The 25,748-nt window shown below is 70.7% G+C and carries 21 protein-coding genes; 5 read left to right on the plus strand and 16 right to left on the minus strand.

The features are described 5' to 3' along the window. Nucleotides 1-21 precede the first annotated feature (21 nt). The 6 genes from ACZ5TL_RS22580 to ACZ5TL_RS22605 all read right to left on the minus strand — a co-directional run bounded on the left by ACZ5TL_RS22580 (nt 22) and on the right by ACZ5TL_RS22605 (nt 7,619). Nucleotides 22-2,793 (minus strand): cation-translocating P-type ATPase, encoded by a 2,772-nt coding sequence (locus ACZ5TL_RS22580; protein WP_468591922.1) that lies wholly within the window; start codon nt 2,791-2,793, stop codon nt 22-24. Between the two features lie 2 nt (nt 2,794-2,795). Further along, a complete protein-coding gene (locus tag ACZ5TL_RS22585; protein ID WP_468591923.1) occupies nt 2,796-3,677 on the minus strand; it encodes a universal stress protein in 882 nt (293 codons plus the stop codon). A 543-nt stretch (nt 3,678-4,220) separates the two neighbouring features. Further along, nucleotides 4,221-5,108 carry a universal stress protein gene (locus tag ACZ5TL_RS22590; RefSeq protein WP_468591924.1) on the minus strand — a complete coding sequence of 296 codons (888 nt, stop codon included), beginning with the start codon at nt 5,106-5,108 and terminating at the stop codon, nt 4,221-4,223. A gap of 302 nt (nt 5,109-5,410) precedes the next feature. Beyond that, the gene (locus ACZ5TL_RS22595; RefSeq protein ID WP_468591925.1) at nt 5,411-6,064 is read right to left on the minus strand and encodes an NAD(P)H-binding protein; all 654 of its coding nucleotides are present in this window, start codon (nt 6,062-6,064) and stop codon (nt 5,411-5,413) included. A 144-nt stretch (nt 6,065-6,208) separates the two neighbouring features. Beyond that, entirely contained in the window at nt 6,209-6,532 is a 324-nt protein-coding gene (locus ACZ5TL_RS22600) for a DUF4387 domain-containing protein (protein ID WP_468591926.1), read from the minus strand. After that, complete coding sequence (locus tag ACZ5TL_RS22605; RefSeq protein WP_468592082.1) at nt 6,525-7,619, minus strand: acyclic terpene utilization AtuA family protein; 1,095 nt, start codon at nt 7,617-7,619, stop codon at nt 6,525-6,527. The genes ACZ5TL_RS22600 and ACZ5TL_RS22605 overlap by 8 nt, the downstream gene beginning before the upstream one ends. Before the next feature lie 183 nt (nt 7,620-7,802). Between ACZ5TL_RS22605 and ACZ5TL_RS22610 the strand changes: the two genes are divergently transcribed. Continuing rightward, nucleotides 7,803-7,973, plus strand: a complete 171-nt coding sequence (locus tag ACZ5TL_RS22610) for a hypothetical protein (protein WP_468591927.1) — start codon at nt 7,803-7,805, stop codon at nt 7,971-7,973. A gap of 711 nt (nt 7,974-8,684) precedes the next feature. Here ACZ5TL_RS22610 and ACZ5TL_RS22615 read toward each other — a convergent pair. From ACZ5TL_RS22615 to ACZ5TL_RS22625, 3 genes are read right to left on the minus strand one after another with little or no spacing between them, the layout of a single operon-like run. After that, a complete protein-coding gene (locus ACZ5TL_RS22615) occupies nt 8,685-9,233 on the minus strand; it encodes an arsenate reductase/protein-tyrosine-phosphatase family protein (protein ID WP_468591928.1) in 549 nt (182 codons plus the stop codon). Then, complete coding sequence (locus ACZ5TL_RS22620) at nt 9,230-10,909, minus strand: tyrosine-protein kinase domain-containing protein (protein ID WP_468591929.1); 1,680 nt, start codon at nt 10,907-10,909, stop codon at nt 9,230-9,232. The genes ACZ5TL_RS22615 and ACZ5TL_RS22620 overlap by 4 nt, the downstream gene beginning before the upstream one ends. Nucleotides 10,910-10,926: 17 nt before the next feature. Next, the gene (locus tag ACZ5TL_RS22625; RefSeq protein WP_468591930.1) at nt 10,927-11,208 is read right to left on the minus strand and encodes a hypothetical protein; all 282 of its coding nucleotides are present in this window, start codon (nt 11,206-11,208) and stop codon (nt 10,927-10,929) included. On the opposite strand from ACZ5TL_RS22625, the gene ACZ5TL_RS22630 reads away from it, so the two are divergent. Both ACZ5TL_RS22630 and ACZ5TL_RS22635 read left to right on the plus strand, forming a co-directional pair. Continuing rightward, a complete protein-coding gene (locus ACZ5TL_RS22630) occupies nt 11,192-11,701 on the plus strand; it encodes a hypothetical protein (protein WP_468591931.1) in 510 nt (169 codons plus the stop codon). The genes ACZ5TL_RS22625 and ACZ5TL_RS22630 overlap by 17 nt on opposite strands. A gap of 125 nt (nt 11,702-11,826) precedes the next feature. Next, nucleotides 11,827-12,711 (plus strand): glutaminyl-peptide cyclotransferase, encoded by an 885-nt coding sequence (locus tag ACZ5TL_RS22635; protein WP_468591932.1) that lies wholly within the window; start codon nt 11,827-11,829, stop codon nt 12,709-12,711. Between the two features lie 70 nt (nt 12,712-12,781). On the opposite strand, the gene ACZ5TL_RS22640 is transcribed toward ACZ5TL_RS22635, so the two are convergent. From ACZ5TL_RS22640 to ACZ5TL_RS22655, 4 genes are read right to left on the minus strand one after another with little or no spacing between them, the layout of a single operon-like run. Next, nucleotides 12,782-13,978, minus strand: coding sequence for a glycosyltransferase family 4 protein (locus ACZ5TL_RS22640; RefSeq protein ID WP_468591933.1), 1,197 nt, complete (start codon nt 13,976-13,978; stop codon nt 12,782-12,784). Next, on the minus strand, nt 13,965-14,939 hold the full coding sequence (locus ACZ5TL_RS22645; protein WP_468591934.1) for a D-glucuronyl C5-epimerase family protein: 975 nt from the start codon (nt 14,937-14,939) through the stop codon (nt 13,965-13,967). Before ACZ5TL_RS22645 ends, ACZ5TL_RS22640 begins: the two co-directional genes overlap by 14 nt. Next, nucleotides 14,936-16,150 carry a glycosyltransferase family 4 protein gene (locus tag ACZ5TL_RS22650; protein ID WP_468591935.1) on the minus strand — a complete coding sequence of 405 codons (1,215 nt, stop codon included), beginning with the start codon at nt 16,148-16,150 and terminating at the stop codon, nt 14,936-14,938. Before ACZ5TL_RS22650 ends, ACZ5TL_RS22645 begins: the two co-directional genes overlap by 4 nt. A gap of 8 nt (nt 16,151-16,158) precedes the next feature. Further along, nucleotides 16,159-18,891 carry an O-antigen ligase family protein gene (locus ACZ5TL_RS22655; protein WP_468591936.1) on the minus strand — a complete coding sequence of 911 codons (2,733 nt, stop codon included), beginning with the start codon at nt 18,889-18,891 and terminating at the stop codon, nt 16,159-16,161. A gap of 814 nt (nt 18,892-19,705) precedes the next feature. On the opposite strand from ACZ5TL_RS22655, the gene ACZ5TL_RS22660 reads away from it, so the two are divergent. Together ACZ5TL_RS22660 and ACZ5TL_RS22665 are read left to right on the plus strand one after the other, a co-directional pair. Then, the gene (locus tag ACZ5TL_RS22660; RefSeq protein ID WP_468591937.1) at nt 19,706-21,013 is read left to right on the plus strand and encodes a glycosyltransferase family 4 protein; all 1,308 of its coding nucleotides are present in this window, start codon (nt 19,706-19,708) and stop codon (nt 21,011-21,013) included. After that, nucleotides 21,010-21,627, plus strand: a complete 618-nt coding sequence (locus tag ACZ5TL_RS22665; RefSeq protein ID WP_468591938.1) for an acetyltransferase — start codon at nt 21,010-21,012, stop codon at nt 21,625-21,627. Before ACZ5TL_RS22660 ends, ACZ5TL_RS22665 begins: the two co-directional genes overlap by 4 nt. 241 nt (nt 21,628-21,868) lie before the next feature. Here ACZ5TL_RS22665 and ACZ5TL_RS22670 read toward each other — a convergent pair whose 3' ends face one another. From ACZ5TL_RS22670 to ACZ5TL_RS22680, 3 genes are all read right to left on the minus strand, one after another. Continuing rightward, nucleotides 21,869-23,032: a DegT/DnrJ/EryC1/StrS family aminotransferase gene (locus ACZ5TL_RS22670; RefSeq protein WP_468591939.1), complete on the minus strand. Its 1,164-nt coding sequence runs from the start codon at nt 23,030-23,032 to the stop codon at nt 21,869-21,871. Next, complete coding sequence (locus tag ACZ5TL_RS22675; protein WP_468591940.1) at nt 23,025-23,687, minus strand: sugar transferase; 663 nt, start codon at nt 23,685-23,687, stop codon at nt 23,025-23,027. The genes ACZ5TL_RS22670 and ACZ5TL_RS22675 overlap by 8 nt, the downstream gene beginning before the upstream one ends. 62 nt (nt 23,688-23,749) lie before the next feature. Continuing rightward, nucleotides 23,750-25,654 (minus strand): SDR family NAD(P)-dependent oxidoreductase, encoded by a 1,905-nt coding sequence (locus tag ACZ5TL_RS22680; RefSeq protein WP_468591941.1) that lies wholly within the window; start codon nt 25,652-25,654, stop codon nt 23,750-23,752. Between the last annotated feature and the right edge of the window lie 94 nt (nt 25,655-25,748).

The following is a 25,748-nucleotide window of genomic DNA, read 5'->3' on the forward strand; positions in this document are numbered from 1 at the left end:
CGGGCGGGGGCCGACCGGCCCTTACGACGGGCCGGTCGACGTGGTGGTGTCCCGGGGCCGGTTCTCGTGCCGCGCGTCGGCCGGGCGGCCGAACCGTGCGCGGGCGGTGCGCCAGGCGTGCTCGGTCAGCAGCACGGTGGAGGCGGTGGCGAGGCAGATCGCCCACTGGGACGGGCTGAGGGAGACGGTGTCGAAGACCCCCTGGGCCAAGGGCATCTGTACGGCGATGACCTGGAGGGCCAGGACGGCGGCCAGGCAGATCCACAGGGTGCGGTTGTGCAGCTGGTGGCGGCCGAGGACGGGGCCGTCCTCGTTGCGCGCGGCCAGGGCGTTGCAGAGCTGGAAGAGGACGAACGTGGTGAAGGCCATGGTGGCGGCGGTCGCGGTGCCGGTGAGGTGGCGGGCGCCGCTGAAGACGGCGAGGGTGCCGGCGGCCATGACCGCGCCGGAGCGGGTGATGGCGGCCAGGCGGCGTGCGTTGAGGATGCGTTCGCCGGGCGGGCGGGGCGGACGCCGCATCACGTTGTCCCGCGGGGGGTCGACGGCCAGGGCCATGGCGGGCGGTCCGTCCATGATGATGTTGACCCACAGCAGCTGAATCGCGGACATGGGGGCGGGGAGCCCGGCCAGCACGGTGGCGAGCAGGGTGAGGATGGCGCCGATGTTGGTGGACAGCTGGAAGCGGACGAAGGTGACGATGTTGTCGTAGATGGAGCGGCCTTCGCGGACCGCGCGGACGATGGTGGAGAAGTCGTCGTCGGTCAGCACCATGTCGGCGGCTTCCTTGGCCACGTCGGTGCCGGTGACGCCCATGGCGACGCCGATGTGGGCGGCGCGCAGGGCGGCGGCGTCGTTGACGCCGTCTCCGGTCATGGCCACGATGTGGCCCTTCCGGGAGAGGGCGCGGACGATGGTCACCTTGTGTTCGGGGGCGACACGGGCGAAGACGCCGATGTCCTCGATGCGGTCCGCGAGGTCCTCATCGCTCATCCGGGCCAGTTCGGTGCCGGAGACGACGTCTCCGGTGATGCCGAGTTCGCGGGCGATGGCGGCTGCGGTGTCGGCATGGTCCCCGGTGATCATTTTGACGGTGACGCCGGCGGCCTGTGCGAGGGCGACCGCGTCGTGGGCCTGGGGCCGGGGCGGGTCGGCGATCCCGGCGACGGCGGTCAGGGTCAGCCCTGTCACCTCCTCCGCGCGCGGCTGGTCGGTGGAGGTGGCGGTGGCGGTGGAGGTGGCGGCGCCGAGGACGCGCAGGCCCTGGCTGCCCATCCGCCGGGCGGCCTCGGTGACCTCCCGGCGGCGCTCGGCGTCGAGGGGGACGGGGCCTTGTCCGGTCAGGACATGGGTGCAGCGGTCCAGCAGGACGTCGACGGCTCCCTTGGCGTGGACGCCGACGCGGCCGTCGGCGGCAGCGTGGAACGTGGCCATGTACTTGGCGGCCGGGTCGAAGGGCACCTCACCCGTACGTGTCATCAGCGTGCGCAGTCCGGCGTCGAGACCGGCTTTGGCGGCGAGCACGATCAGGGCGGCCTCGGTGGGGTCCCCGATGACGCCGTCCGCCGTGACACGGGCGTCGTTGCACAGCGCGAACGGCACCACTGCGTCGCGCACGTCCGCGCCGCCCTCCCCGTTCGCGGGGAGCACGGTGCCGGTGGTGTCGTAGCCCTCGCCGGTCACCTCGTAGTCGCGACCGGCGGCCCACAGGGCGCGGGCCGTCATCTCGTTCATGGTCAGGGTGCCGGTCTTGTCGCTGCACACCACGGTCGCGGAGCCGAGCGCCTCGACGGAGGCCAGGCGCTTGACGATGGCACCGCGGCGGGCCATGCGGTAGACGCCCAGGGCCAGAGTGAGCGCGAGGACGGCCGGCAGCCCCTCGGGGATCGCGGCGACCGCCAGGGCCACCGCCCGCAGGGCGAGATCGGCGAGTTCCTCGCCGCGCAGGAGGGCCACCAGCGCGTAGGCGGCCACGGCGACGCCGCTGACCAGGGCCAGGCGACGGCCCAGGCTGTCCATCTGGACCTGCAGGGGGCTGGACGGCTCCGCGCCGGTGCGCAGCGCCTCGGCGATCGCGCCGACCTCGGTGCGCATCCCGGTCGCCGTGACGATCATCTCGGCGCGGCCGCGGGTCAGCGCGGTGTTCATGAAGAGCATGCCGACGCGCTCGGCGACGGGCACGGGCTCGTCGCCGTCGGCCGCGGTGGGCGCGGTCGTCTTGGCGACAGGCTGGGACTCGCCGGTCAGCGCCGCCTCGGCGGCCTCGACCGACTCGGCGACGGCCAGGCGCCCGTCGGCCGGGACGCGGTCGCCTGCTTCCAGGAGGACGACATCGCCGGGCACCAGGGTGCCGGCCGGGATCACCCTCACCTGACCGTCGCGGCGCACCCGCGCGGTCGGGACCAGCATCTGGCGCAGCGCTTCCAGGCTGCGCTCGGCACGGCGTTCCTGCAGGTAGCCGATGGTGGCGTTGATGAGCAGGACGACGGTGATGACGAGGGCGTCCTTGATCTCGCCGATGATTCCGGCGATGACGGCGGCGGCGAGCAGGATGCCGATCAGCCAGCTGCGGAACTGGTCCAGCAGACGCAGCCACTGCGGCCGGCGAGCCGGTTCGGCCAGTTCGTTGGCGCCCCAGGCGGCGGTCCGCCGCTCGGCGTCCGCCGTGGTCAGCCCCACGGCCGGGACCACGGCGAGCGAGTCCGCCACGTCCGCGGCGTCGCGCCGGTGGGCGTCCGGCTGTTGAAGCATCTGTACTGGCAGGTGGTGGTCCCCGGCCATGGCCTGCTGAGGCACGGTCACTCCTTGCCGCGGACGACGGTGACGGGGCAGTGGGCGTGGTGCAGCAGGGCCTGGCTCACGGAGCCGAGCAGCAGGCCGGTGAAGCCGCCGCGTCCCCGGGCGCCGGCCACGATCAGCTGGGCGTCGAGACTGGCGTCGATCAGGGCCGGGCGGGTCCGGGACCGCACCAGGCGCCGCTCCACCGACACCTGGGGAAAGGCCTCCTGCCAGGCGGTGACCGTCCCGCCCAGCAGGTGCTGCTCGGCCTCCCGGAGCCGGTCGATGTCCACCACCATGGCGTTCAGGGGGTCGCCGGGACCCTCGTAGGCGCGCTCGCTCCACGTGTTCCACACGTGCAGGGCGACCAGCGGCGCCCCGCGCAGGGCCGCCTCGGCGAACGCGAACTCCACCGCCGCCTCACCGGCATCGGAGCCGTCCACGGCCAGCACCACCGCACCGGCCGGATCGGGACGGCCACGCACCACCATCAGCGGACAGCGGCCGTGCGCGGCCAGGTGCACCGCGGTCGAGCCCAGCAGCAACCCGGCGAAGCTGCCCAGTCCCCGGGACCCGACCACCGCCAGCGACGCCGACCGCGACTCGATCTCCAGCACCTCGAGCACATCCCCGGCCACCACCGACCGGGTGATCTCCAACTCCGGCGCGATCGCGTGCGCCCGTTCCTCGGCACCGGCCAGTACGCCCCGCGCCATCGGCTCCAGACCGTGGTCGGCCGGGCTCCACCGCGGCCCGCCGGCCGGCCGGTGTCCGGGCACATGCCCGAACGCGTGCACGATCCGCAGGGGCACCCCGCGCAGGTGTGCCTCGCGGGCCGCGAGGTCGACCGCCTCAAGACTGGAGGCAGAGCCGTCCACCCCTACGATCACCGGATCACTCACTGGGTACTCCCGTCCCGGGACACAGCCGACGCGCGGCTCTTTGCTTCACCAGTCTTGGTGCGGTCGGCCCGGTACGCCCAGGGGCCGTCGGGCCGTCCCGGGGGGGCCACTCGGCCCTGACCGGAATCGCGCTCATCGCCCGTGGCCGGCTCTCCGTAATCGTCATCGTCATCGGCCTGGCCACCGCCTCCACGCGGAGCCGCCCGACGGCCCTGGTCACCGCCTACGTAATGCTCCTCGCCGTCTGCGGCCACCGCCTCACCCGCCTGGCGGGCACCGGCCGACGGACCGCCCCGTCTCACCCCGTCTCACCCCGCCTCACCCACCTCGCGGCCTCTTCGGCCTCGCGGCAGACGCCCGCACCCACCGGGGAACCGGTCGACGCCCCCGCCCGCACCCACGGCGAAACGGGAGCGGGGGTCCGCCCGCCCCTACGGCGAAACGGGAGGGGGCCCCGCCCGTCCCACGGCGGAACCGGACGGCCCACGGCGGAACCGGACGGCCCACGGCGGAACCGGACGGCGGACCCCGCACCGGACGCCGTCAGTGACGCGCGCCCGCGCCCCGCGCCACGGCGACCGGGCAGTGGGCGTGGTGCAGCAAGGCCTGACTGACCGATCCGAGCAGCAGCCCGGCGAAACCGCCACGCCCCCGGGCACCGACCACCACCAGCTGCGCGGACCGGCTCGCCTCGATCAGCGCCTCCCGCGTCCCGCCGTGCACCACCTTGTGCTCCACCACCACACCCGGGTACCGCTCCCGGTGGCCGGCGAGTGCCTCGGACAGCAGGCTCTCCTCCTCCCCGGCGAGGGCGCCCGGCGGGTTCGCGTACGGCATCGACGCGTCCATCGGCTCGGGCATCGGCGCGTTCCACGTGGTCCAGGCGTGCAGCGCCACCAGCGGCGCCTTCCTCAGCTCGGCCTCGGCGAAGGCGAAGTCCACCGCCCGCTCGCCCGCGGCCGAGCCGTCGACACCCAGCACGACCGGGCCCTCCGCACTCGGCTGCTCACGCACGACCAGCACCGGGCACCGGCCGTGCGCCGCCAGGTGTACCGCCGTCGACCCGGCCAGGAGTCCGACGAAGCCGCCCATGCCCCGGGACCCGACCACCACCAGCTCGGCGTCACGTGACTGTGCCTCCAGGACCGTCAGCGGCTCACCGGTCACCACCGCGTGGCTGACCTCGACCTCCGGCGCCGTCGCCCGGGCGCGCTCCACCGCCTCGGCCACCAGACGGTCGGCCATATTCTGGAGCCCGCCCTCGGGCGGCCCCAGCGGCGACGGGCCCAGGGCCACATGCATGGCCGGCCAGATGAACGCGTGCACCACCCGCAGGCCCGCTCCACGCGCCCTCGCCTCCCGGGCTGCCGCCTCCACCGCGGCGAGCCCCGACGCCGACCCGTCCACACCCACGACCACCAGACCACTCATCGTTCCTCCTCCAGCCAGACGCCTCGGCTCTCTCCTCCCAGTCCACCCCGACACACCCCCGTTGTCATGGGGCCTAGTGGGTACGGTCAGGGCCGACCGGTCCGGTGGCGGTCGTCCGGCGGGGCGTGGTCCGGCCCCTGGACGTCAGGGGCCGGACCGGACCATGCCCGCCGGGAGCTGCGCACCGCGCCATCGGGGTCCGCGAAGGTGGCGGGAGAGAACCCGGTTCAGGCGGTGTTCACCGGCTCACGTGATCCCTGGCCTCGATCTGCTCCACGACCTGCGCAAGGCAACCAGGCAGGTCAGGAGCGGACGTTCGCTCGGACCGCGTCTTCGATGGGTGTCGGCCCCGTGTCGAGTTCGAGGATCTGCCGGCCGATCCGGGGCTCGTGGAGCAGTTCAGCGAGGGTGGCGGCGACGTCGTCGCGAGTGATCTGGCCGTGGGGCTCCGCCGGGCCGAGGGACACGGTGCCGGTTCCCGGGCCGTCGAGAAGGAGCGAGGGGCGGAGGATCAGCCAGTTCAGATCGCTGCGGCTGAGTGCGACATCCGCGCCCTTCTTCACGGCGAAGTAGTACTCGACCTCGTCTCCGAGGTCGCGTTCCCGCCATGATTCCGGGAGCACCGAGACCAGCACGAAGCGCTCCACACCGGCAAGGCGTGCCGCCTCGATCGCCTTGACGACCCCCTCACCGTCGATGGCCGTCGTGACCTCCCTGCTGCCGCCGTTCGATCCGGCGGTGAAGACGATCACGTCGACATCACCGAACGCTGCGGCGAGTTGTTCCACCGTCATGATGGAGAGGTCGCCGACGCGCGCGTTCACGCCCTGCGGTGCGAGTCCGGCCCGCTGGTCGTCTCGGCGCACCAGCCCGTGGACGGCGTCTCCTCGAGAGCGCAGTTTCTGCGCCAGCAGACCACCGACGCCGCCGGTGATGCCGATGATGAAGACGTCCACCTTTGATGCTCCGTTCTCTCGATGCGACTCCTCGGCCCCGTCGTAAGACCGACGCCTGAGCGGTCAACGCACCGAGTCCGCACGGGTGTTCCGAGCCTGCGGCGCGTCGGCTCCACCGCGGGGGTTCCGAGCTACGGCCGGCTGTCAGGCTGCGGGCAAGGGCAGCATCGCCAGGGGCACATGCTGTTGCCCGGAGTGGATGTCGCGGTCACGGAGCGAAGCCTGGCTGACGGGACGCGGGAAGGAGATCTTGACGACGTTCAGCGAGGGGATGCGGAACATCTGGATCTCGGTCTCGTCGACTCCGTAGAGCTCGGCCACCGTGCGCTCTTTGAGGAACGACTCGTCGGCCGCGATACGGTAACCGGCCGCGTCACTCATGAACAGCTCCATGGTGACCCAGAACGGCCCGGCGTTCTTGGACCGGACCTCGAGTGCCAGGTCTCCGAGAGTGGCAGTATCAGCCATGGTGCACGGTCTCCTCGATCTCGATGCGGAACATGCCGGTGGGAGTGACGCTGTCGACGACGTGATGGAGTACGAACTCGTACGCGGGCCCGCGCTCGACTTCGGCCGGGGAGGTGGCGAAGGCGAGGCTGGGCAGGTAGGTCATGTCGGCTGTCGGCAGATGCAACATCAGCGGGTTGGCGACCTTCGCCACGACTGTGGCCGTCTCCTGGTCCGGCGCGTTCACCAGCAGCATGACTCCCACCTCACGGGGTGGGCTCTGGGCCGGGTCGCGGTCCTTCAGTACCGCGTTGTAGCCGTACAGGCGTACGTCGAAGGCGTACTCGCCCTCACCGAGGCCGAGTGTCTGCTCCACCCGCTGACTGATCATCACCCGCAGGAGGTCGGCCCAGTCCTCGATGTTCGCAAGGATGTGAGGGTCTCGAACAGCGGTGAACGACATCGTCTCGTAGCCGGTGATTCTCGCGCCCTCCAGCTTGACGGTGTGCTGGGCGGCGACGTGGAACCGCAAGCCCTCGACGCGTACCGTGCGGTCGTCGAGTGCCGTGTAGGTGGCTTCGCGGACGTCCAGGGTGCCGTCAGGCTCACGCATCTGGAAGGGGTTCGCGGTCTCGTAGAGCATGTGGGCGGCGACCAGGATCGGTGTGCAGGCCACGGCTGCGTCGAGCGGCTCGATGGTGAAGCCATCGGCGTCGATGGTGGCCAGCACCCCACCGGCACGTGGGTTGCTGGTGCACTGTCCGCCGCATTCAACGATCTTGGAGGCGTGCCACGTCGGTCCGGGCGGCATCCCCTTCATGAGGGGATAGGCGGCCGCTACGGCCGTGTCGGTGGCGCGGCCTGCCAGCACGACCTGGACGCCGGCTTCGAGCGCGGCGACGATCGGCTCGTGGCCCATCATGCCCACGATGTGGGTGCAGCTCTCGAGTGTTTCGGGCCGCAGGTCTCCCAGAGGAGGCAGGGCGTGGTTGTGGCCGGCCTTCAGCCCCTCGATGGCCGGCGTGACGCAGTCGGACTGAACCCGGGTGTCAAAGCCGCGCCACTGGGATCGTGGCCGGTCCCGGTGAGGCCGTCCACCGCCCCTGATGCCGAACCGGCGCGGTCACGCAGGCGCCCGTGCTCGTTCCGGCTTCGGACCGCGACGACTGGTCGAACCCTTGCTGTTTCCCGTGCCGGGACGGTGCCGGCACGTCCCACCCGGATTCCGCTCCGGGCCCAGGGGCCCACGAACGGTGCCATCCCGCAGGAGCTGCATGTCTCGCTGGGGACGGTGGAGAAGCACGGGGCCGCGGTCTTCGGCAAGCTCGGCCTTCCCGACGGCACCCGGGACGATCGCCGCGTCCTGGCGGCCCTGCGCCACCCGACGCACGGCGGCGGACCGCACGGCTCCCGGCCCGCGCCCGACGGGGAGGCCCAGCCGGTGCTGGCGAGTGTGGCGTAGACGGCTCTCCAGCGGGCGAACAGCAAGGCTCCCGGCGGCGCGTGCGCGCTGCCGGGAGCCTGTGTTCTGCGAACGGGACCGCTGCACACCCGGACGCGCCTCCCCCGCTTGTGGGAGCGGGGGAGGCGCGTCCGTAGGGGTGCGGCGCAATCTCGTCCGAGGCGTGCGACGGTACGGGCGCCCAGGCAGCCTTGGCTGATGAGTCCGCCATGTCCACAGCCCTGTGCGCATCGCGGGACCGCTCGATCCGGGTCATCACAAGCAGTCGCATGGCGATGCCGACGCCGGGCCGGCCGAGGGCGTCGTGGCAGAGGCCGAGCATGTCGTTCTCCCGGGCCACGGCCGATTCCCGCTGCCCGGACATCCGTTCCAGCATGCGCATCTGCTCCGCGACGGCGGCGCGCCGATGGAGCAGAGTGATGATGTCGCGGTCCAGGGAGACGAGCCGCCTCTGGGGCCCTCCAGCGCCCGCGCCCTTCAGGACCAACCTTGAAGGGGAATGCGTGCGGCTTGATCCCGACCCTGCTGCGGAGCCGCACCACCTGCGTTGACCGGGAACTTCTCCGTTGGCGTGCGCCGGGTCCCGACGGTCACTCACGTTGCCGCAGTTGCCAGGCGTGTACTTCGTCTTGCCGTCCGCATCGACCAACTGGCACGCCTTCTTGGAAGTGCTGACACGACGGGATCAAACGGAGAACCGCAACCGCGGTACTAATGACGCAGCCCCCACAGCCGGACCAGCCCGCTCACCGCCCTGTCGATCTCCAGGGCACACTCGTACAGCTCCTCACGGGGCCTGCTCCAGGGGTCCGGGATGTCGTCCTCGGCCGGTGGGACTGGGGCCGCGGCACCGCGGCGTGTGGCGGCCGCCGCAACCACGGCCTCGAAGCCGCCCCCGCCACCCCCTGCGGCTCCCCCATCCGCGAGCCGCACGAACTCCTTCAGGGTGAAGCAGCGCCGCATCCCCGCCGGCGCGAGGCGCACGGCCGCCTCGCGGTGCTCGCGCGCGAGCCCGAGGACCAGCGGGGCGCCCGCCAAGAGCTGTGCGGTGAGCGGGCGGGAGGCGAATCCGGAGCCATCAGCGCCCAGCTCCTCCAGGACCGCCCGAGTGGTGTCCTCCATACGGAAACGGTGCCACGCCTCCGTGCCGGCGCTCTCCGGCCGCAGGGCCGAGCCTGGCGGCAGCTTCGCCGCCAGCAGGCGCTCGGCGAGCACCGAGCGGTGCACGTTGCCCGTACAGACGAACAGGATCCGAGTCATCTCCCGTCCGTGGGCCGCATCACCACGGAGGCAGCCCTTCCCTCCCCCGTGGCCGACATACGCGGAGCGGGCAGCTCACCGTACTGCCCGTAGGCACCGTAACGGCCATAACGGCCATAACGGCCGCCCTTGGAAACCGGAGCCATGCTGAACACGGTGCCGAGCACGCGCGTGCCCACTCGCTCCAGCGCTTCCGTGGCGGTGCGCACTTGGTCCCGGCGGGTCTTCCCGGCCCGTACGACAAGCAGCGCACCCTGGGTGAGAGAGGCGAGCCCCACGGTGTCGGCGACCGGCAGCAGCGGCGCGGTGTCGATGATCACAACGTCGTACACGTCCACGAGCTCGCGCAGCACCTCTTTCATACGCGTTGAGGCGAGCAGTTCCGCGGGGTTCGGCGGCACAGCACCGCTGGCGAGCACCGAGAGGCCGCCGGCGACCTGCTGCATCACTTCCTCGACACGGGCTTGTCCGATGAGCACTGTGGTCAGGCCCCCGTCCTGGACGAGGCCGAAAGCCGACGCCACGCACGGGCGGCGCAGGTCGCCGTCCACGAGGCAGGTGGAGACGCCGGCCTCGGCGAGTGAGCGGGCGAGGTTCATCGCGACGTTCGTCTTGCCCTCACCGGGCACCGAGCTCGTCACCACGATGATCCGCGGTGGATCGTCGACCTGCGAGAACTGCAGGTTGGTACGCAGTCTGCGGAACGCCTCGGCGCGCTTGGAGTGCCCGTCGGCACTGACCAGCGGCTGCCTTGGGGCGGTCCTGTCGTACGGGATGGCGCCGAGGCCGGGCAGAGCGATGAATGCGTCCAGTGCCTCGCTCGTCTTGAACGTGGTGTCGAGCGTCTCGCGGAGGGCGACCAGCCCGGCAGCGAGCAGCAGGCCGCCGACCACACCCGCGGCCAGGTTCAGCAACGGGCGGGGCGATGTGGGAGAGGTCGGGGCGACGGCTTCCTCGGTGACGCCCAGGGAGACCGGGGATACCGGTGGGACAGGCGCGGCGTCCTCGGCCTCGTCATCCGTTTCGGGCAGTTTCGAGGGGGCCGGCCGCTTGGGGGTCTCCAACTGCTCGACGACCCAACTGAACCTGCTCGCCACGGCATTGGCGATACGTGCCGCGCGCCGGGGCTCGGTGTCCCGGACGGTGATGTCGATGAGCACGGTCTTGAGCGGAACGACGGCGGTGATCCGGGACGCCAGCTCTTCCGGGGTGGTGCGCAGCCGCAACCGTTTCACCACGGGAGCGGTGACCTGACGGGTCCTCACGATCTCGGCGTACGACTGCACACGCGCCTGTGAGAACGTCTGCCCCTCGTTCAGATCAAGAGTGTTCTCGCCGGTGCGGGTGGCGACGAAGAGCTGTGCTTTCGCCTCGTAGACGGGGGTACTCACGCTTGTCACCGCGAGCGCCACCCCGACCGCGAGAACCAGACAGACCACGACCGTCGGCCAGCGTCTGGCAAGAGCCTTCAGGAATCCTTGGAGATCCAAGCTGCACCCCTCACGGGACTGAGGGAACCACCCGAATTGGGGCTTCTGTTCCCTATGGACGCAGTCGACCATAGGGACTCGGACTCTTGGAGCGAGGGAGCCACCCCCTGTGTCGCCCCCTCGAACCGCCCGCGACGCACACCGTGCGAGCCGGGATTCCCCCAATCCGGTGACTTCTTGCGCCATCAAACCAATGAATGTCGTTATGTTCTATTTGCGACATGTATCCAGGTCTTGGTGTCCACACCGAATCGCGGCCGCCGCACGACCAGGCCCGGACCCAAGTCGAGGAGATCGAAGAAGATGACAGCATCGCGCAGATGGCGGGCCGCTCTGGCATCGGCGGCATCGGCTGCCATTCTCATCGCGGCACCGCTGATCGGGGCGCAGGCCGCCTCGGCACAGCCGTACCCGCCGTCGAGCCCGCCCCTGTCCGTCAGCACCACCACGGTGACAGCCGGGGAGGAGTTGAGCTTCAGCACCATCTCCGGCGTCTTCGAGCCCGGGGCGCTCGTCACGGCGCTGCTGCAATCACGCCCGGTCGTGCTCGGCCACTTCCGGGCCCGGGCCGACGGCTCGGTTGCGGGGACCGTGACCATCCCGGCGGACACCGCTACCGGCTGGCACGTCTTCCGACTCACCTCCAAGCACCCCCACCAGAGTGTCGGCGTCAGCATCTACGTGTACGGAAGGATGACGCCCACCCCGTCCCCAAAGCCGCCCCACCACCCGGGTAAGCCCGGGCACCCTGACAAGCCGGGGTACGGTGGGCACCACGGAGACGGCGGCGGCCGCAATGATGCCCATGAAGTCCCCGCAGCCGTCGAGCCGTCGAATTCCCCGGACTCGGACCAGAACGGCAAGGGGCTCGCGGCGACGGGCAGTGAACAGGCCCTGGTGATCGGCGGTACGGCGACCGCCCTGCTCATGGCGGGCGGTGGCACGGTGCTGGTCGTACGCCGTCGTCGCAGTTCCTGAAAGATCAGTACGTGCACACGGCGGAACCACGGCGTCCCGGCCCGGGCCAGGACGCCGTCCGCTTGCCTGGAACCAGTCGTTCCGGCAACCGGGCGGCGGGCCGTCGCCGCACACTGAGACACGCCTTGCCGGCCATCGCGGCGCTCCTGGTCACCGGCTCCGTCTGCATCGCGGCCACCGGGCTGGTCACACGATCGGAGTCGCTCACGGGCCGACGATACGTCGAAGCGGTGTCCGACGATCCCGCCGGCCGAAGCCGCACGCACTGGCGGCAGGTCAGCCCCCACCGGGTCGAACACCTGCGGGTGAAGGTCCTCGAAACCCTCCCCCACGACCCGAAATCGTTCACTCAGGGTCTGGAGATGGCCGGCGACACGCTCTACGAGGGCACCGGGCTGTCCGGTCGGTCCTCCGTGCAGTCCGGGCCCCCTGGCAAGCCACCCGTGGTGCACACCAGCCTTCCCGCTCCTCTCTTCGGTGAGGGGATCACCCTGCTGGGCCGGACCCTGTGGCAGCTGACCTGGCGGGACCGGATCGCCATCGAGCGGGACGCGACGACACTGAGGGACCTGCGCCGCGTCCCGTACCCCGACGAAGGCTGGGGCATCTGCTTCAACCGCGGCAGGCGGCAGCTGGTGACGAGCGACGGCTCGGCACGACTGACCTTCCGCGATCCGCGCACCCTCGCGAAGACCGGTGAGGTCACCGTGACCGAAGACGGCCGGCCGGTGACGGGAGTGAACGAGCTGGAGTGCGCCGACCACGGCGTCTACGCCAACGTGCTGCCCACCGAACGCATCGTGCGCATCGACACCGTCACCGGCGCGGTGACGGCGAGTATCGACGCCTCGGGCCTCCTGCACGCCGACGAAGTCGTCCCCGGCTCCACCCTGAACGGCATCGCGGCCGTCCCCGGAACGGACCAATTCCTCCTGACGGGCAAGTTCTGGCCCAAGATGTTCCGTGTCGTCCTTGTTCCGGCACAGCCGCCGAGCCGCCCTGCCCGCTGAACCGGGCGGTGGGGCCTTCCGGCACGAGGTACTCACTCATCGTTGACCCTCCGCATACAGTGGGCCCTGATCACACCGTCCCCGCGCGGGCCACATCCCTGTACAGCCGTTCGAGTTCCGCGACCTTCAGGGAGCCGCGCTCGGCCTGGCTGATCAGCTTCCGATTGGACAGGCGATCATCGGCATCCAACGGCCCTGCGTTTGAGAGAGCGTCAGCCAACGAGCCGACCAGCGGATCGGGAAGCAGATCCGCCAGCAGGCCCTCCTCCACCAGCTCTCGGTAGGGCGCGATGTCGGAGAGCAGCAGCCGGCACCCGGCAGCCGCGGCTTCGAGCACCGATGAGCTTCGCTGGTCGGCCCGGGGAACCGAAATCGCCACATCGCTCGCGCGCATCAGGCCGAACACCTCGGCCTGTCCGAGTGTCCGATCGATGACGGCGACCCGGTCGGCCAGATCTTGTGCCCGGGCACGCAGAAGCGCGAGATAGTCCTGCTGCGCGCGTCTGGCGGCGGCATGAGCCGGCTGGTGACCCGCCACCAACACGAGGAACAGGTCGGGCCGGACTCGCGCGGCACGAGTGAACGCCGCGAGAATCTCGTGGGTCCGGTAGACCTCCGACGTGCTGCGGACCGACAGCGCGACCGTGGCTCCGGCCGGAATGCCGTACTTCGCGCGCGTCAACCGGGGATCGGTGTCGTTTCCGGCATCCAGCAGCGCGTCCGGTACCCCCCAGGAAAGGACCGTGATCCGTGAAGAGAGGACCCGGTATCGGCTCGCGACCAGCTCAGCCACCTCCCGGGAGGTCGGCACCACGCGTGCGGCCCGCCGGAGCGCCAGCCGAGCGACCATCGCCCGGGCCGAATGCCGGTCCGCCGCGCGCAGTTCGGATCCCCACGGAGTGATCACGACCGGCACTGCCGGGTGGGCCCGCAGCAGGAGGGAGAGCGCCCCGTGCACTCCGAGCGAATGGACGTGGATGACATCCGGCCGAGCCCGGCGCACCTCGCTGCGCAGCCAGTGCCCCGCGCGCACTGCCCGCAACGGCAGGCACGCTCCGGTGGGGGCGGACACGGCTCGCCAGCCGTCGGGACGCAGGCCCGGCGCATGCCAGCTGCAGACAGTCACCTGATGCCCCCGCATGGCCAGATCGTCCGCCCAGCGCCGGGTGTGCGCCGACGTGGCCGACGCGAGCAGGACGACACGCAGCGGCGCGGCCGGAGCATCGCACACGCCCAGCCGTCGCGGGGCCTGGTCATGACCGGACACAATGCTCCCTTAGTACGAACCGGCCCTTGCCCGCCGCAGCCCGCAGCCGGCTGGCCGGACTGCGCGTGTAGCGGTCCCACGCGATGGCCACCGCCGGCCATCGCGGGTCGGCTAGCACTCTTCCGGCCGCGGTCAGCAACGCGACGTGCAGGCAGTGGTACGCGAAACTGGCGGGCGCGGTGTGCCGGAGGTCGTATCTGGTCCAGTACCCCAGGTCGAACGCGGTCAGCGAGTCGCGGAGCCGGTCCGCCACGTGCTCGTGGACAGTCCCGCTGTGATGCCGGCTCAGCTCGCAGAGACCGAAGAGGGCGAAGACCGCACCGTTGAGGATGTGACTGGCCGGGTCCGACGGGCACTCCTCGGGAAAAGGGCGCCCCAGTTGGTCGTAGTGCGAGCAACCGCCCGCGTCCAGCGGCCGGAGCATCAGGTCCACCGCGCCCTCGCTCGCATCGAGAAAGGACCGCTGGCCGGTCGTGGCGTATCCGCGCAGCATCACCGACACCGCCAGGCCCTGGGCCATGGCCGAGTACCAGCCCGGGCTCACCCCATACCGGGGTACGGGTACCGGATAGCGCCAGCCGCCGTTGCCGTCCTGGCTGGCGCGCAGCCATCCTGCCTGGGTCAGCAGAGCCTGCACGCCCGGCGGCCGTTCGTCCCCAGTGGCCGGGTGCCGGCCGGCGGCGAGCGCGTCGGTGTGCTGTGCGAGCGCATACAGGCTGACCGAGACCGGGTTCCGGTAGGTCTCGCCGGTCGCGGCACGGGTCACCACCACGCGCTCGTGGTCGAGCGTGCTCCCGGTCGTCATCGGCCTCAGGTCGAGCGGATACCTGCCCGGCTGGCCGGTGGTCATGTCACCCGGCGGCGTCGTGTCGACCGGGAAGCTCGGCCGCCGCAGATCGCGTACCGCTTTCCCCGCCATGCCGGCCAGCGTCGTTCTGGCCCACGCCCTGTTGTCCTTCACGCCGGGCTCTCCCTGCGGAGCAGCTTCCGACGTCGTCCCCGCGCGGCCAGTGCCTGGTGGTACAGCTCGTTCACCTGGCTTACGGTTCCGGCGATATCGAATTGCCGGAGCGCGTGTTCACGGCCGCGGCTGGCCATGTGGAGACGCGCTGCCGGATCGGCGAACAGTGTATTCACGGCCTGTGCCAGTGCCGCCGGATCGGCGGGCGGGATCAGCAGGCCGGTGCGGCCGTGCTGGACGGTGTCCGGCAGGCCACCGACATCGGTTGCCACCACGCCCTTACGCATGAGCAAAGCCTCCACCACGGTATAGCAGGCGGACTCGTCCATGGACGGGTTCACCAGGACGTCCAGCCCGGCCATCACCGAGCTGATGTCGGACCGCAAGCCGGTGAACCGGATCCGGTCGGCGACGCCGAGCCGGGCGGCGCGACGTTCCAGCTCCCGCCGGTACTCCCCGTCACCGACCAACTCGTCACCGACGACGAAGAACCTGGCTTCGGGATTCGTCCGCAGGATCAGCGGGACGGCGTCGATGAAGACTTCATGCCCCTTGACACCAACCTGTCGGAACTCCCGCAACTTGCTCGGATACATGTAGGCGACCATGCCGACAGCCGGCGTGTCGTCGGTGAGGCCGAACTCGCGGCGGAACGCATCCGGCGAGGTTGCCGGATCGAAGCGGTGTACGTCGCAGCCGTAGTAGCTGACCGCGACCGACCGCGCTCCCATGGCCTGGTAGCGGCGCGCGATCGCCCGGCAGGATCCGAGCACCAGATCGTCCCGGCGCAGCGAAAGCCGCTCCAGGATCCGGAAGGGCGCGATCCGTAGATGCACCAGTCCGGGAACCTGCGATACGACCAGTGCCGGCCGGTAGGCGGCCGACACCACTCGGGCCACGAGCTTCGCGATGATCAGGTGCGAATGGATGACATCCGGCTTGTACGCCCTGACGAACCTCATCAGCCGCCAATGCCCAGCCATCAGCACTGGTAGTTGTCTGATCCGATGAGGCACTCCGAACGGGATGATTTCCACCCGGACGCCGCGAACTCCGCGCAGCCGGTCGGCGAGCGGGCCCTCTCGGGGCAGCACCGCGCACACCTCGTTGCCCAGCTCGGCAAGGCCCCGGACCTGGTCGTGGAACCAGTTTCCGCCGACGGCGGCCGAGGTGATCTGCAGGACGCGCAGCGGCCGCGGCTTCCCGGTCACGGACGTGCTCATCGCGCCACCGGTAGCGGTCCGTTGTCCGGAGCCGGCTTCGCGGCCAGGATGATCAGCATCAGACCGGCCAGCAGGGGTGGGACCAGCAGGACCTCGCCGAACAGCGAGCAGACCCCGGCACCGGCCATGGCCAGCAGCGCCGGCTCGCCCGCAGGATCACCGGATCGAGCCGCGCGCCACGCCCGGCGGACGCCGAGCACGACAAGCGTGCCGATCCCGGCCGCGCCCACCAGGCCGGTCTGCGAGAGGACTGTCAGGTAGGTGTTGTGAGCGAAGTGCAGGAGCGGGAACTGGAGGAGCATGACCTCGTAATCACCTGTGGCCTGGTAGTAAACGGGCAAATGGTTGGCGAAGTTCAGATACCCGACACCGAAAGCCGGGTGCGCCTCGAACATCCGTAGTGCGCTGCTCCACAGATCGAGCCGTACCGCGGAGTTGACGTCCGGCGCGCCGCCGACGATCGAGTCGAACCGGGCCGCGATCGCGGCCGGCAGCAGCGGTACCAGGCAGGCCGCGCCGACACTCAGGGCCAGGACACCACGCAGCGATCTACGGGCGGCGTAGAGCGCGATCACCGAGATTCCCGCCAGATAGGCCGCGCGGCTCAGTGAGTACGCGACCCCCAGGGCGAGCACGACGACCCCCGCGCCGATCGCCAGCCGCAGCAGGGGCGCCCGGACGGCCGGGTAACGCCTGAGCAGGACCGCGGCCGCCATGACGAACAGGGCACCCACGGCGTTGTGGTTGGCCGTGTCCTCTTGAGTGATGGCCAGAACGGCGGTGTCAGCAGGTGCCAGACCCGACTTCGCCGCGAAGACGGAGCCGATCCGGACGATGTTGATCAAGGCCACGATCACGCTGCCGCAACAGAACACCACGAGCGCCCGGTCGAGAGCCCGTCCAGGTTCGGCGACCAGCGGCAGCAGCATCAGCGGCGCGCACATCAGCAGTAGGTACTGCCATTTGTCGGCACCCAGCGGATCGGCATCGCCGACCAGGACGCTGGAGGCCACCAGGTAACCGATCGTGCCAACGGTGATCAGGACACCGGCAGGCTTCGGCCGCGCGATCCCCCGGCCGGCGATGACGCGGCCCAGCAGGCAGACGAGCATGAGAGCGATCAGCACACTCGGGGTGATCAGCGAGTCGCCGATGTCGGACTGTGAGAACGGGATGGCCGCCGCGAGTACACACAGACCCGCCTCTGGGACCAGGACCAGCACAATGACCACGAGCGTGGCGGCGGCGCCTACGGCGCCGGCGACACTGAGGGCAGGGCTGTACGCCGTCGCGAGCCAGCCGGCACCCGCCACGGTCAGGAGTACCGCCGCCACCATGAGTCCTCTACTGGCCAGAACGGGCCTCACCTGCCTCGGGTACGCGCCCCGCCAGCGGTCTCCGAGCGTCTTGACCGACAGGCGCCCGGTGGGCCGGCGCGCCGGTGCCGCCGCCTCGTCACCGGCGCACTCAGCCGGGTGGCGCCGGCGGGCGCGGACAGCCGAGCGCACGCCGTGGGCGAGCAGGACGGCGAGCACCAGGTACCCGGCCGAGTCGGCGGCGCCGGCACCGACCGCGGCATAGTGGGGCGTCAAGGCCACGAGCAGCGCGATGTTGACCATCGCACCGATCACAGTGGCCGTGATCACCGGCCGGAGCAGGCCGGCGGCCGCCAGGTAGGGCTGGACCGAGCGGGCCGCACTGAACAACACGAGGCCGGGGAGCATCGCCCAGATCACCGGCACGGCACCGGAGTACGGCCGCCCGTAGACCGCTGGGATCAGGATGGGTGCGGCTGCCGCCGTCACGGCTGCCGCCGTGGCGGCGGCAACGAACACGGTCCGGGCAATCCTGGCCGCTGCCCGCGCATCGACTGCACCGGAAGTAACGGCGGGAAACATCACCAGCGCGACCGTCGTCGACAGCAGGAGCAGCCCCTCTGCCAGGGGCAGCGCCACCGCGTACACGGCCACGGCCGTCGCCCCGGCGAGCGTCTGGATCACCGGCACGTCCAGGCGCAGCAATCCGTAGTGGATCAGGTTCGGGAGATAGGACCTGATGGCGAAGCTGCCGAAGGTACGGCCGACGAGGGGTTCACCATCGGCGTGGACGCGGGTGGTGGACGCGATCAGCAGCATCGCGGCGCAGAGCAACTGGCCGGCCAGCACCGACAGGAAGCAGCTGATGGGGGTCAGCGAACCCGCGGCGAGCAGGCCGCAGACACCGACGAGGTAGCCGGCCGCGGGGACGATGCTGAGCAGGTTGTACATCAAGACCCGGCCGCGACCGAGCTCAGCCATACCGAGCAGCGTGGTCAGCAGGCTCACCGGACATATGGCGGCCACGAGCAGCGCAAGCCGGTACGGCACGCCGAGCAGCACGGCCGGCCAGAGATGACCGAGCAGCAGCCACAGCCCCGCCAGTGCGGAACCCGAAACCATGGAGAACACCAGGCTCCACCGGACGATCTGCCGGAATGCGGTGTGCGAGGTCCCGGCGAACCGGGCGTTGGCGTTGTCCACACCCAGGACCGTGACGATGCTCAGCACGGAGGGGACCGAGATCATGACCGCGAAGGTGGCCCTGCCTCCCACCCCGAGTGCCCTCGCGGTGATGACGCCCGCCGCGAAGCTCATCGCCGTGGCCAGCAATCGCGTGGCCAGTGTTCCCCCGATCGCCGCCGGACTTACCCCCGGCAGCCGGGCTCGGAGACTCTTCGTGATCGACAGCACCAGGGAACGGCCTCCGGAGTCGCGAGTCGGATCGGTGCTGCTGGGAGCGGCGGATGCTCTCGCCGCCTCTGCAGGCAGGCACAATGTAGCGGCACGGGTAGCAGAAAGTAGTGACACATGCGCGGTGAGTAGTAGATTTCTGGTCGCCGGGCCGGCCATCGCCGCCTTGGCCAGACGCCGGGAGAAGGCTTTCCGGCGCGGACGACCGGGCAGGACAGGAGAAGGCAGCTGTGAAGGTGCTCAGCGTGGTCGGCGCACGTCCGCGGATCGTCCGGCCGGCCCCGGTCGCGTGGCGACTCGCCCGCCGCGGCGATGAACAGCTGATCGTGCACGCCGGCCGGCACTACGACCATCTGCTGTCCCAATCCTTCTCCGACGAACTCGGCGTCCCGCGTCCGGACCTGAACCTGGAAGCCGGCTCGGCCAGCCAGGTCACGCAGACGTCCAGGATGCTCGCGACGCTCGATCGGCCACTCGGCAGAGCCGCTGCCCCACCGGAGCGTGAACGCCACGTCGGCCGGAGCCGACGGGCTGATCACCGACCCCGGCGGCCCGCGGAAGGGGCGTTGGTGCTCGAGGTCCCACGCCGCACACTGCGCGCCGAGACGGAGTGGCCGGAGACTCCGCAGGGCTCGAACGTCCTGGTGCCCGATCTCCGAGAGCTGCCGGCGGCAGTGGCCGGGCCGCCAACACCCTGCGGTGGCGGTGAAGCCGCCGTCAGGATCATCGACGTACTGGCGCCACGGGCCCACGACGAGCCCATGGCTCAGCACGCCGTCAGGTGCGGCAGGGCGACTTCGGCGGAGGTGAGGACATGAGGATCTGGATCTTCAACCACTACGCGGCGCCACCGGACTGCGCCGCCGGCACCCGGCACTACGAGCTGGGCCGGGTTCTGGCGGCGAAGGGACATGACGTCACCATCTTCGCCAGCGGCTTCAGCCATTTCAGCAGGCGCGAGGAACGGCTCGCGCCCGGCGAGAAGGTGGCCACCCGGACGATCGACGGCGTCCGCTTCGTCTGGGTTCGCACGCCGCCCTACACCGGCAACGGATACCGCCGCGTGCTGAACATGGCCCACTATGCGGCCCGGGTACTCTCGGCGCAGCGCGGCCTGAACCGGCCGGATGTGATCGTCGGCTCATCGGTACACCTGGCCGCGGTGCTCGCCGCCTGGCTGGCGGCCCGCGTCCGCCGCGCCCGCTTCGTCTTCGAGGTACGCGATCTGTGGCCGCAGACACTGATCGACATGGGCGCACTGCGCGCGAACGGGCTGCCTGCCCGGCTGCTCCGGCTGGCCGAGTCCTTCTGCTGCCGGCGTGCGTCCGCCGTGATCTGCCTGCTGCCCGGTGCCGCCGACTACCTGAAGGCCCGTGGTCTCCCGGCCGACAAAATCCATTACGTGCCGAACGGGATCGCCGACTTCCCCCGGCCGATGGCACCGGGTGAGCCGCCCGGCCCGAACGTTGCGGACCCCGGGAACCGGGCCGCCGACCTGATCGAGCGGATCAGGCGCTTCCGCAAGGATGGTTGTCTCACCGCCGGCTACATCGGCTCGCACGGACCGGCCAACGGGGTGGCGACCATTGTCGCGGCCGCGGCGGAGTTGCGGGGCCCCGGCCATCCGCGGGTCGCTGTGGTGATGGTCGGTGACGGCCAGGAGAAGGCCGCGTGTCAACGGCTCGCTCACCGGCATGGCCTGGACAACGTGCTGTTCTGGCCGCCGGTGCCGAAGCAGGCCGTGCCGGCCGTGCTGGCCGAGTTGGACGTGACGCTGTTCTGCCTGCGCGACGTCGCGGTCTTCAAGTACGGCCTGAGCAGCAACAAGCTGTTCGACTACTTGGCGTCCGGCAAGCCTGTGCTGTTCGCGAGCAACGCGCCCGGCGGCCCGGTGCGCGAGTCCGGCGGCGGCGTGTGCGTGCCCGCCGAGTCACCGGCGGACATGGCGGACGCGCTGGCCGGGCTGGCCGCGATGAGCGAGACCGAGCGGGAGCGGATGGGCGAGCGCGGCCGCCGCTGGGTCTACCAGCATCACGGCATGACCGCGCTGGCGGGCGCATTCCTCGCCGCGGTCTCGGAACCGGCGCGGCGCGGGGGCCCGGTGACGGAGGCACGGCTGTGACGCTGCACATCGTGGGCGCAGGCGGTTTCGGCAGGGAGACGCTGGACGCGGTGAGGGCGACAGCCGCGGCACCCGAGGTTGTTTTCGTGGACGAGCACCCGGCAGCCACTACGGTGGACGGCTGTCCGGTGCTGCTGCCCGGGCAGTTGGCTGCCTCCGGCGGGCAGCGGGACGAGTTCGTGGTCGCGATCGCCGACGCCGGCGCGCGCCGCAGGCTGGCCCGCGAGTTCGAAGATCGCGGCCTGCGAGCGGCGACAGTGATCGACCCGCGTGCGGTTGTCTCCCCCGGCGCCAGGATCGGGCGTGGCTGCGTTGTGCTGGGTCAAACGTTCATCTCCACCGGGACCGTCACCGGCGCACACGTCCAGGTCAACTACCAGGCCAGCATCGGTCATGACACGGTACTCGATGATTTCGTGACGATCCTGCCGGGGGCCAACATCGCCGGCAACGTGACCATCGGCGCCGGGTCCACGGTGGGCAGTAACGCCGCCGTGCTGCAAGGCCGGCGGATCGGGCCATCCGCCATGGTCGGCGCCGCGGCTCTGGTGACCCGCGATGTCGCCGTCGGTCAGCTGGTCGTCGGCGTCCCCGCCAGGGCCCGGGAGCCCTGACCGTCCGGCTCGATCACGGAATCCCCAGCACCCGGCGTCTGTGCAGATCCCCTGCAGGAGTCCACGTCCAGCGCGAGCGACTGGTACAGGACCGGCAGCACGGGCAGGCCGGGCACCACCGTGCCGCCGGTCAGGTCCCGTCGCGGGCCGCGACCAGACGTACACCGGGCAGCGCGGCCAGGACCTGGGCGCGGTTTGGCCCATCACACCCAGGTCGTGTACGCCCGCTCGCGATGCGCGGTCACCGGGCACCGACCGGCATCGGCCGATCCGTGGCATCCGGCGACTCGGTTGCCCGGCCGACGGCGGTGGTCACCGCGTCGGCGATCTCAGCCACCTCGGCCTCCGTCAGCCGGTGGTGCACTGGCAGCGAGAGCATCGCCTGGGCGACGGCCTCGGTCACCGGCAGTGCCGCGGCCTCCCAGGTGCCGCCGTCCCGCCGGGCGAAGATCGGCTGCCGGTGTACCGGCGGGAAGTAGATCCGTGCTTCGATGCCCTGGTCCAACAGGTCGGCGAGCACTTGGTCGCGGACGCCGGGAAGCAGGCAGGTGTAGAGCATCCAGGTTCCCCGGACATCGGGTAGCTGATGCGGCGTCGTCAGGCCGGGCAGCCCGGCCAGCCGCCGGGTCAGTGATTCCGCGATCAGCTGTTTGCGCCCCAGGATGCCGTCCAGCTTGCGCAGCTGCACCCGGCCGATCGCGGCCTGCATCTCGGTCAGCCGCCAGTTGTAGCCGAGGCTCTCATGCTGGTACAGCCCGGTCTGGCCATGGTTGCGGAGCAGTTTCAGCCGCTCCGCGACGCCCGGGTCGTTGGTCAGCACAATGCCGCCCTCACCGGTAGTGATGTTCTTGGTAGGAGTGAAGCTGAACATGGCAGACCGGCCGAAGGTGCCGACCGGTCTGCCGCGGTACTCGGCGCCGGCCGCCTGCGCGGCGTCCTCCAGCAACGGCACGCCGGCCGCGCCGCATACCCCCGCCAGCCCGTCGAGGTCACCGGGCTGCCCGGCGTAGTGGACGGTCATGACCGCCCGTGTGGCCTGGGTGATCCGGGCCGCGACCGATACCGGGTCGAGGTTGAACGTCCGTGGGTCGATGTCGGCGAACACCGGGGTGGCCCCGACGTGGCACACCGATGTCGCGGTGGCGACGAAGGTCATCGACGGGACGATCACCTCGTCGCCTGGGCCGATGCCCTCGGCTAGCAACATCGCATGCAGCGCGGTCGTGCCGGTGCAGAACGTCACGCCGAACCGAGCCTGATGCCGGTCGGCGAACTCCTGCGCGAAGGCCTCGTTCTCCACGCCGTTGGTGAGAACACCGCTGCGCAGGACCCTGCGTACCGCCTCCCCTTCCTCCTCACCGAGATCGGGGCTGGCAAGCCGGATCCGGACGTTGCTGTCAGGCACCTGAGAGCATCCTTTCTGGTTCGCGGGCGATCGGATCGCTGTCGTGGCCGGCGGTGGCTCCGCGCCCGGCCAGGACCGTCCAGACGGTGAGGAACAAGATGGCCAGGTCGAGCCGGAAGCTCTGGCGGAGGACGTAACGCAGATCCCACTCGATGCGCTCCGGCCAGCTCAGCCGCTGTCGCCCGTGCACCTGCGCCAGGCCGGTGAGGCCGGGGGTGGCCACCAGCCGCAGCTGCTGACGACCGGTGTACCGGCGTACCTGGTAGGGCAAGGTCGGCCGAGGCCCGACCAGGCTCATCTGTCCACGCAGCACATTGACCAACTGCGGCAACTCGTCAAGGGACGTGCGGCGCAATACCCGACCGACTGCGGTCACCCGGGCAGTATCGGCGTCACCCGGCCTCTCCGGGCCGGCTGGAACATTCCGCATCGTGCGCAGCTTCAGCAGCACGAACAGACGGCCGTCGCGGCCGACCCGCTGCTGACGGAAGAGTACGGGTCTGCCATGCGCGAGCAGGTGCGCCAGCGCGGCGATCGCGCAGAGCAGCGCGGCCGGCACGATGATCAGGCTGACCACGACCAGGTCCAGCAGGCGCTTGCCGCGGTACGACCTGCGGTGAGGCTCCTGGTTGACGACCCGGGCGCCGCCGGACACCGCGGTGGGCGCCTCCGGGATCTCCGAGTCTGCCGGGTACCGGCCTGGCAGAGGCGGCGCGGTCATGTGCTGGCCTCCGCCTTTTCGGGCTGGCCGGGCAGCACGGGCTGGCCGGCCGGCTGCTCAGGTCCGGGCGCGGCGGCGAGACGCGCCAAGGCGGCGCGTACCTCATCCGGATCGGTGAGGTGACCGATGCCGACGACCTCACCGGCATCGAGTACGGGCACCGGCACCTGCCTGACCAGCGGATGCCTCGGCCGGTGGTCAGGCTCCCCCTTGCCCAACAGATCCTCGGTCAGCTTTTCTCCAGGTCGCAGGCCGGTGAAGACGATCTCGACGGGCCGCGATGCGGCGGCGGCCATACGGCGGGCGAGGTCGACGATGCGGACCTGGTCTCCCATGTCAAGGACGAGGACCTCACCGCTCTCCCCGACGGCCACGGCCTGCAGTACCAGTTGGACGGCTTCGGTGGCTGTCATGAAGTAGCGAGCGACCTGAGGGTGGGTCACGGTGACCGGGCCGCCCGCAGCGATCTGCGCGGACAGCGAGCCGAGCAGAGAACCCCTGCTGCCCAGGACGTTGCCGAACCTGACGGACACCCAGGTTCCAGGGAATCCACCGGCCATGTGTGCGGTGAGCCGCTCGGTGATCCGCTTGGAGGTGCCGAGGACGCTCGCCGGGTCGGCCGCCTTGTCGGTGGAGACGTTCACGAATGACCGCACGCCACAGGCCGCAGCCGCTTGCAGCACGTTCAGCGTGCCGGTCACGTTCGTCTTCAGCGCCTCGGCCGGATACCGCTCGAGCAGCGGCAGATGCTTCACCGCCGCCGTGTGGAACACGATCTCGGGGCGGGTCTGCGCAAAGACCTCGTGGATGCGGGAGGCGTCTGTGATGTCGGCGAGCACAACCTCGTCGGAATCGAGCAGCGCACGGCCGTGCAGCGCGAGCTGGACCGCGTGCAGAGCTGATTCGTCCCGGTCGAGCATCACCAGCGACGCGGGACCCAGCCGGTGCAACTGGCGGCACAGCTCCGAACCGATCGAACCGCCGGCACCGGTGACAAGGATGCGGCGTCCGGCGAATTGACCGGCAGCCGATTCAAGGTCCAGCCGGATCGGATCGCGGCCCAGCAGCTGAGTGATCCGCGGGTCGCGGACGTCGTCGATCCGCGCCGGTCCGGCGACCAGTTCCTCAACGCGCGGAATCACCTTGGTGATCAGGCCGATCGACTCGGCCAGTGTGATCAGCTCACGGATCACCTGGCCGTCCCGGCACCCGCCTGCGATCGCGATCACCATGACCGTCGCCCCGGTCTCCGCAGCGACCTCCGCAAGCCGTTCGCGCCCGCCGCGCACTCGGATACCGCAGATCCGCAGTCGGCGCTTGCCCGGGTCGTCATCCAGCAGGGCAACCGGTTGGTACCGGGCGCCAGGCTGACCGATCAGCCGCTGCACCAGTTGCGTTCCGGCGCTGCCTGCACCAAACACGATCACCTTGACGGCGGTCGGCGCGGGCCGTCTCGGCCTGCGCCGGATGGCCGCGACTGCGGCCCTCACGGTGATCACGGCAAGCACACCGACCAGGGCGGCGAGGCCGGCCACGCCGGGCTTGTCGCCCACCAGGGGAAGCCCCGCCTGGCAGATGCCCTCCAGAAGGAGCCCGGTCAGCCCGGCGGAGACCAGCACCGCGCACAACTCCGCTCCGGTCTCCGCCTGATAGCGCCCGGAGTAGAGCCCGCACGCGGCGCCGGCCAGTACCGCTGCTGTCGATGTGACAGCACAGATGATCATCAGATCGTCTGGTCCGACGAGCAGATCGGAAGCGCTGATGGTCAGGCCGGCGATCAACAGGCCGCAAGTCCAGGCGACGGCGTCTATGGCGGCTTGCACCGCCGGCCGACGATACCGGGCGGCAACGCCAGACCAACCACCCGGCACAACGCGGCTTTCCTGTGCGGTGTGGAACACCGCAGGATGAACCGCTGTCAGCTTGTCGTTGCTCGCGCATTCCCCACGCAAGGTGAACCCCGATCAGCAGGTCGTCATTTGCCGAATCTATTTC

The sequence above is a fragment of the Streptomyces sp. NPDC033136 genome, assembly GCF_055578235.1.

Excerpts from the sequence above, each read along its gene's own strand:
- ACZ5TL_RS22590 (WP_468591924.1), bottom strand. The coding sequence starts at position 5,108 with ATGAGTGGTCTGGTGGTCGTGGGTGTGGACGGGTCGGCGTCGGGGCTC.
- ACZ5TL_RS22600 (WP_468591926.1), bottom strand. The coding sequence starts at position 6,532 with ATGGCTGATACTGCCACTCTCGGAGACCTGGCACTCGAGGTCCGGTCC.
- ACZ5TL_RS22615 (WP_468591928.1), bottom strand. The coding sequence starts at position 9,233 with ATGACTCGGATCCTGTTCGTCTGTACGGGCAACGTGCACCGCTCGGTG.
- ACZ5TL_RS22620 (WP_468591929.1), bottom strand. The coding sequence starts at position 10,909 with ATGGCGCAAGAAGTCACCGGATTGGGGGAATCCCGGCTCGCACGGTGT.
- ACZ5TL_RS22625 (WP_468591930.1), bottom strand. The coding sequence starts at position 11,208 with ATGGTGCTGAAGCTCAACTCCTCCCCGGCTGTCACCGTGGTGGTGCTG.
- ACZ5TL_RS22660 (WP_468591937.1), top strand. The coding sequence starts at position 19,706 with ATGAGGATCTGGATCTTCAACCACTACGCGGCGCCACCGGACTGCGCC.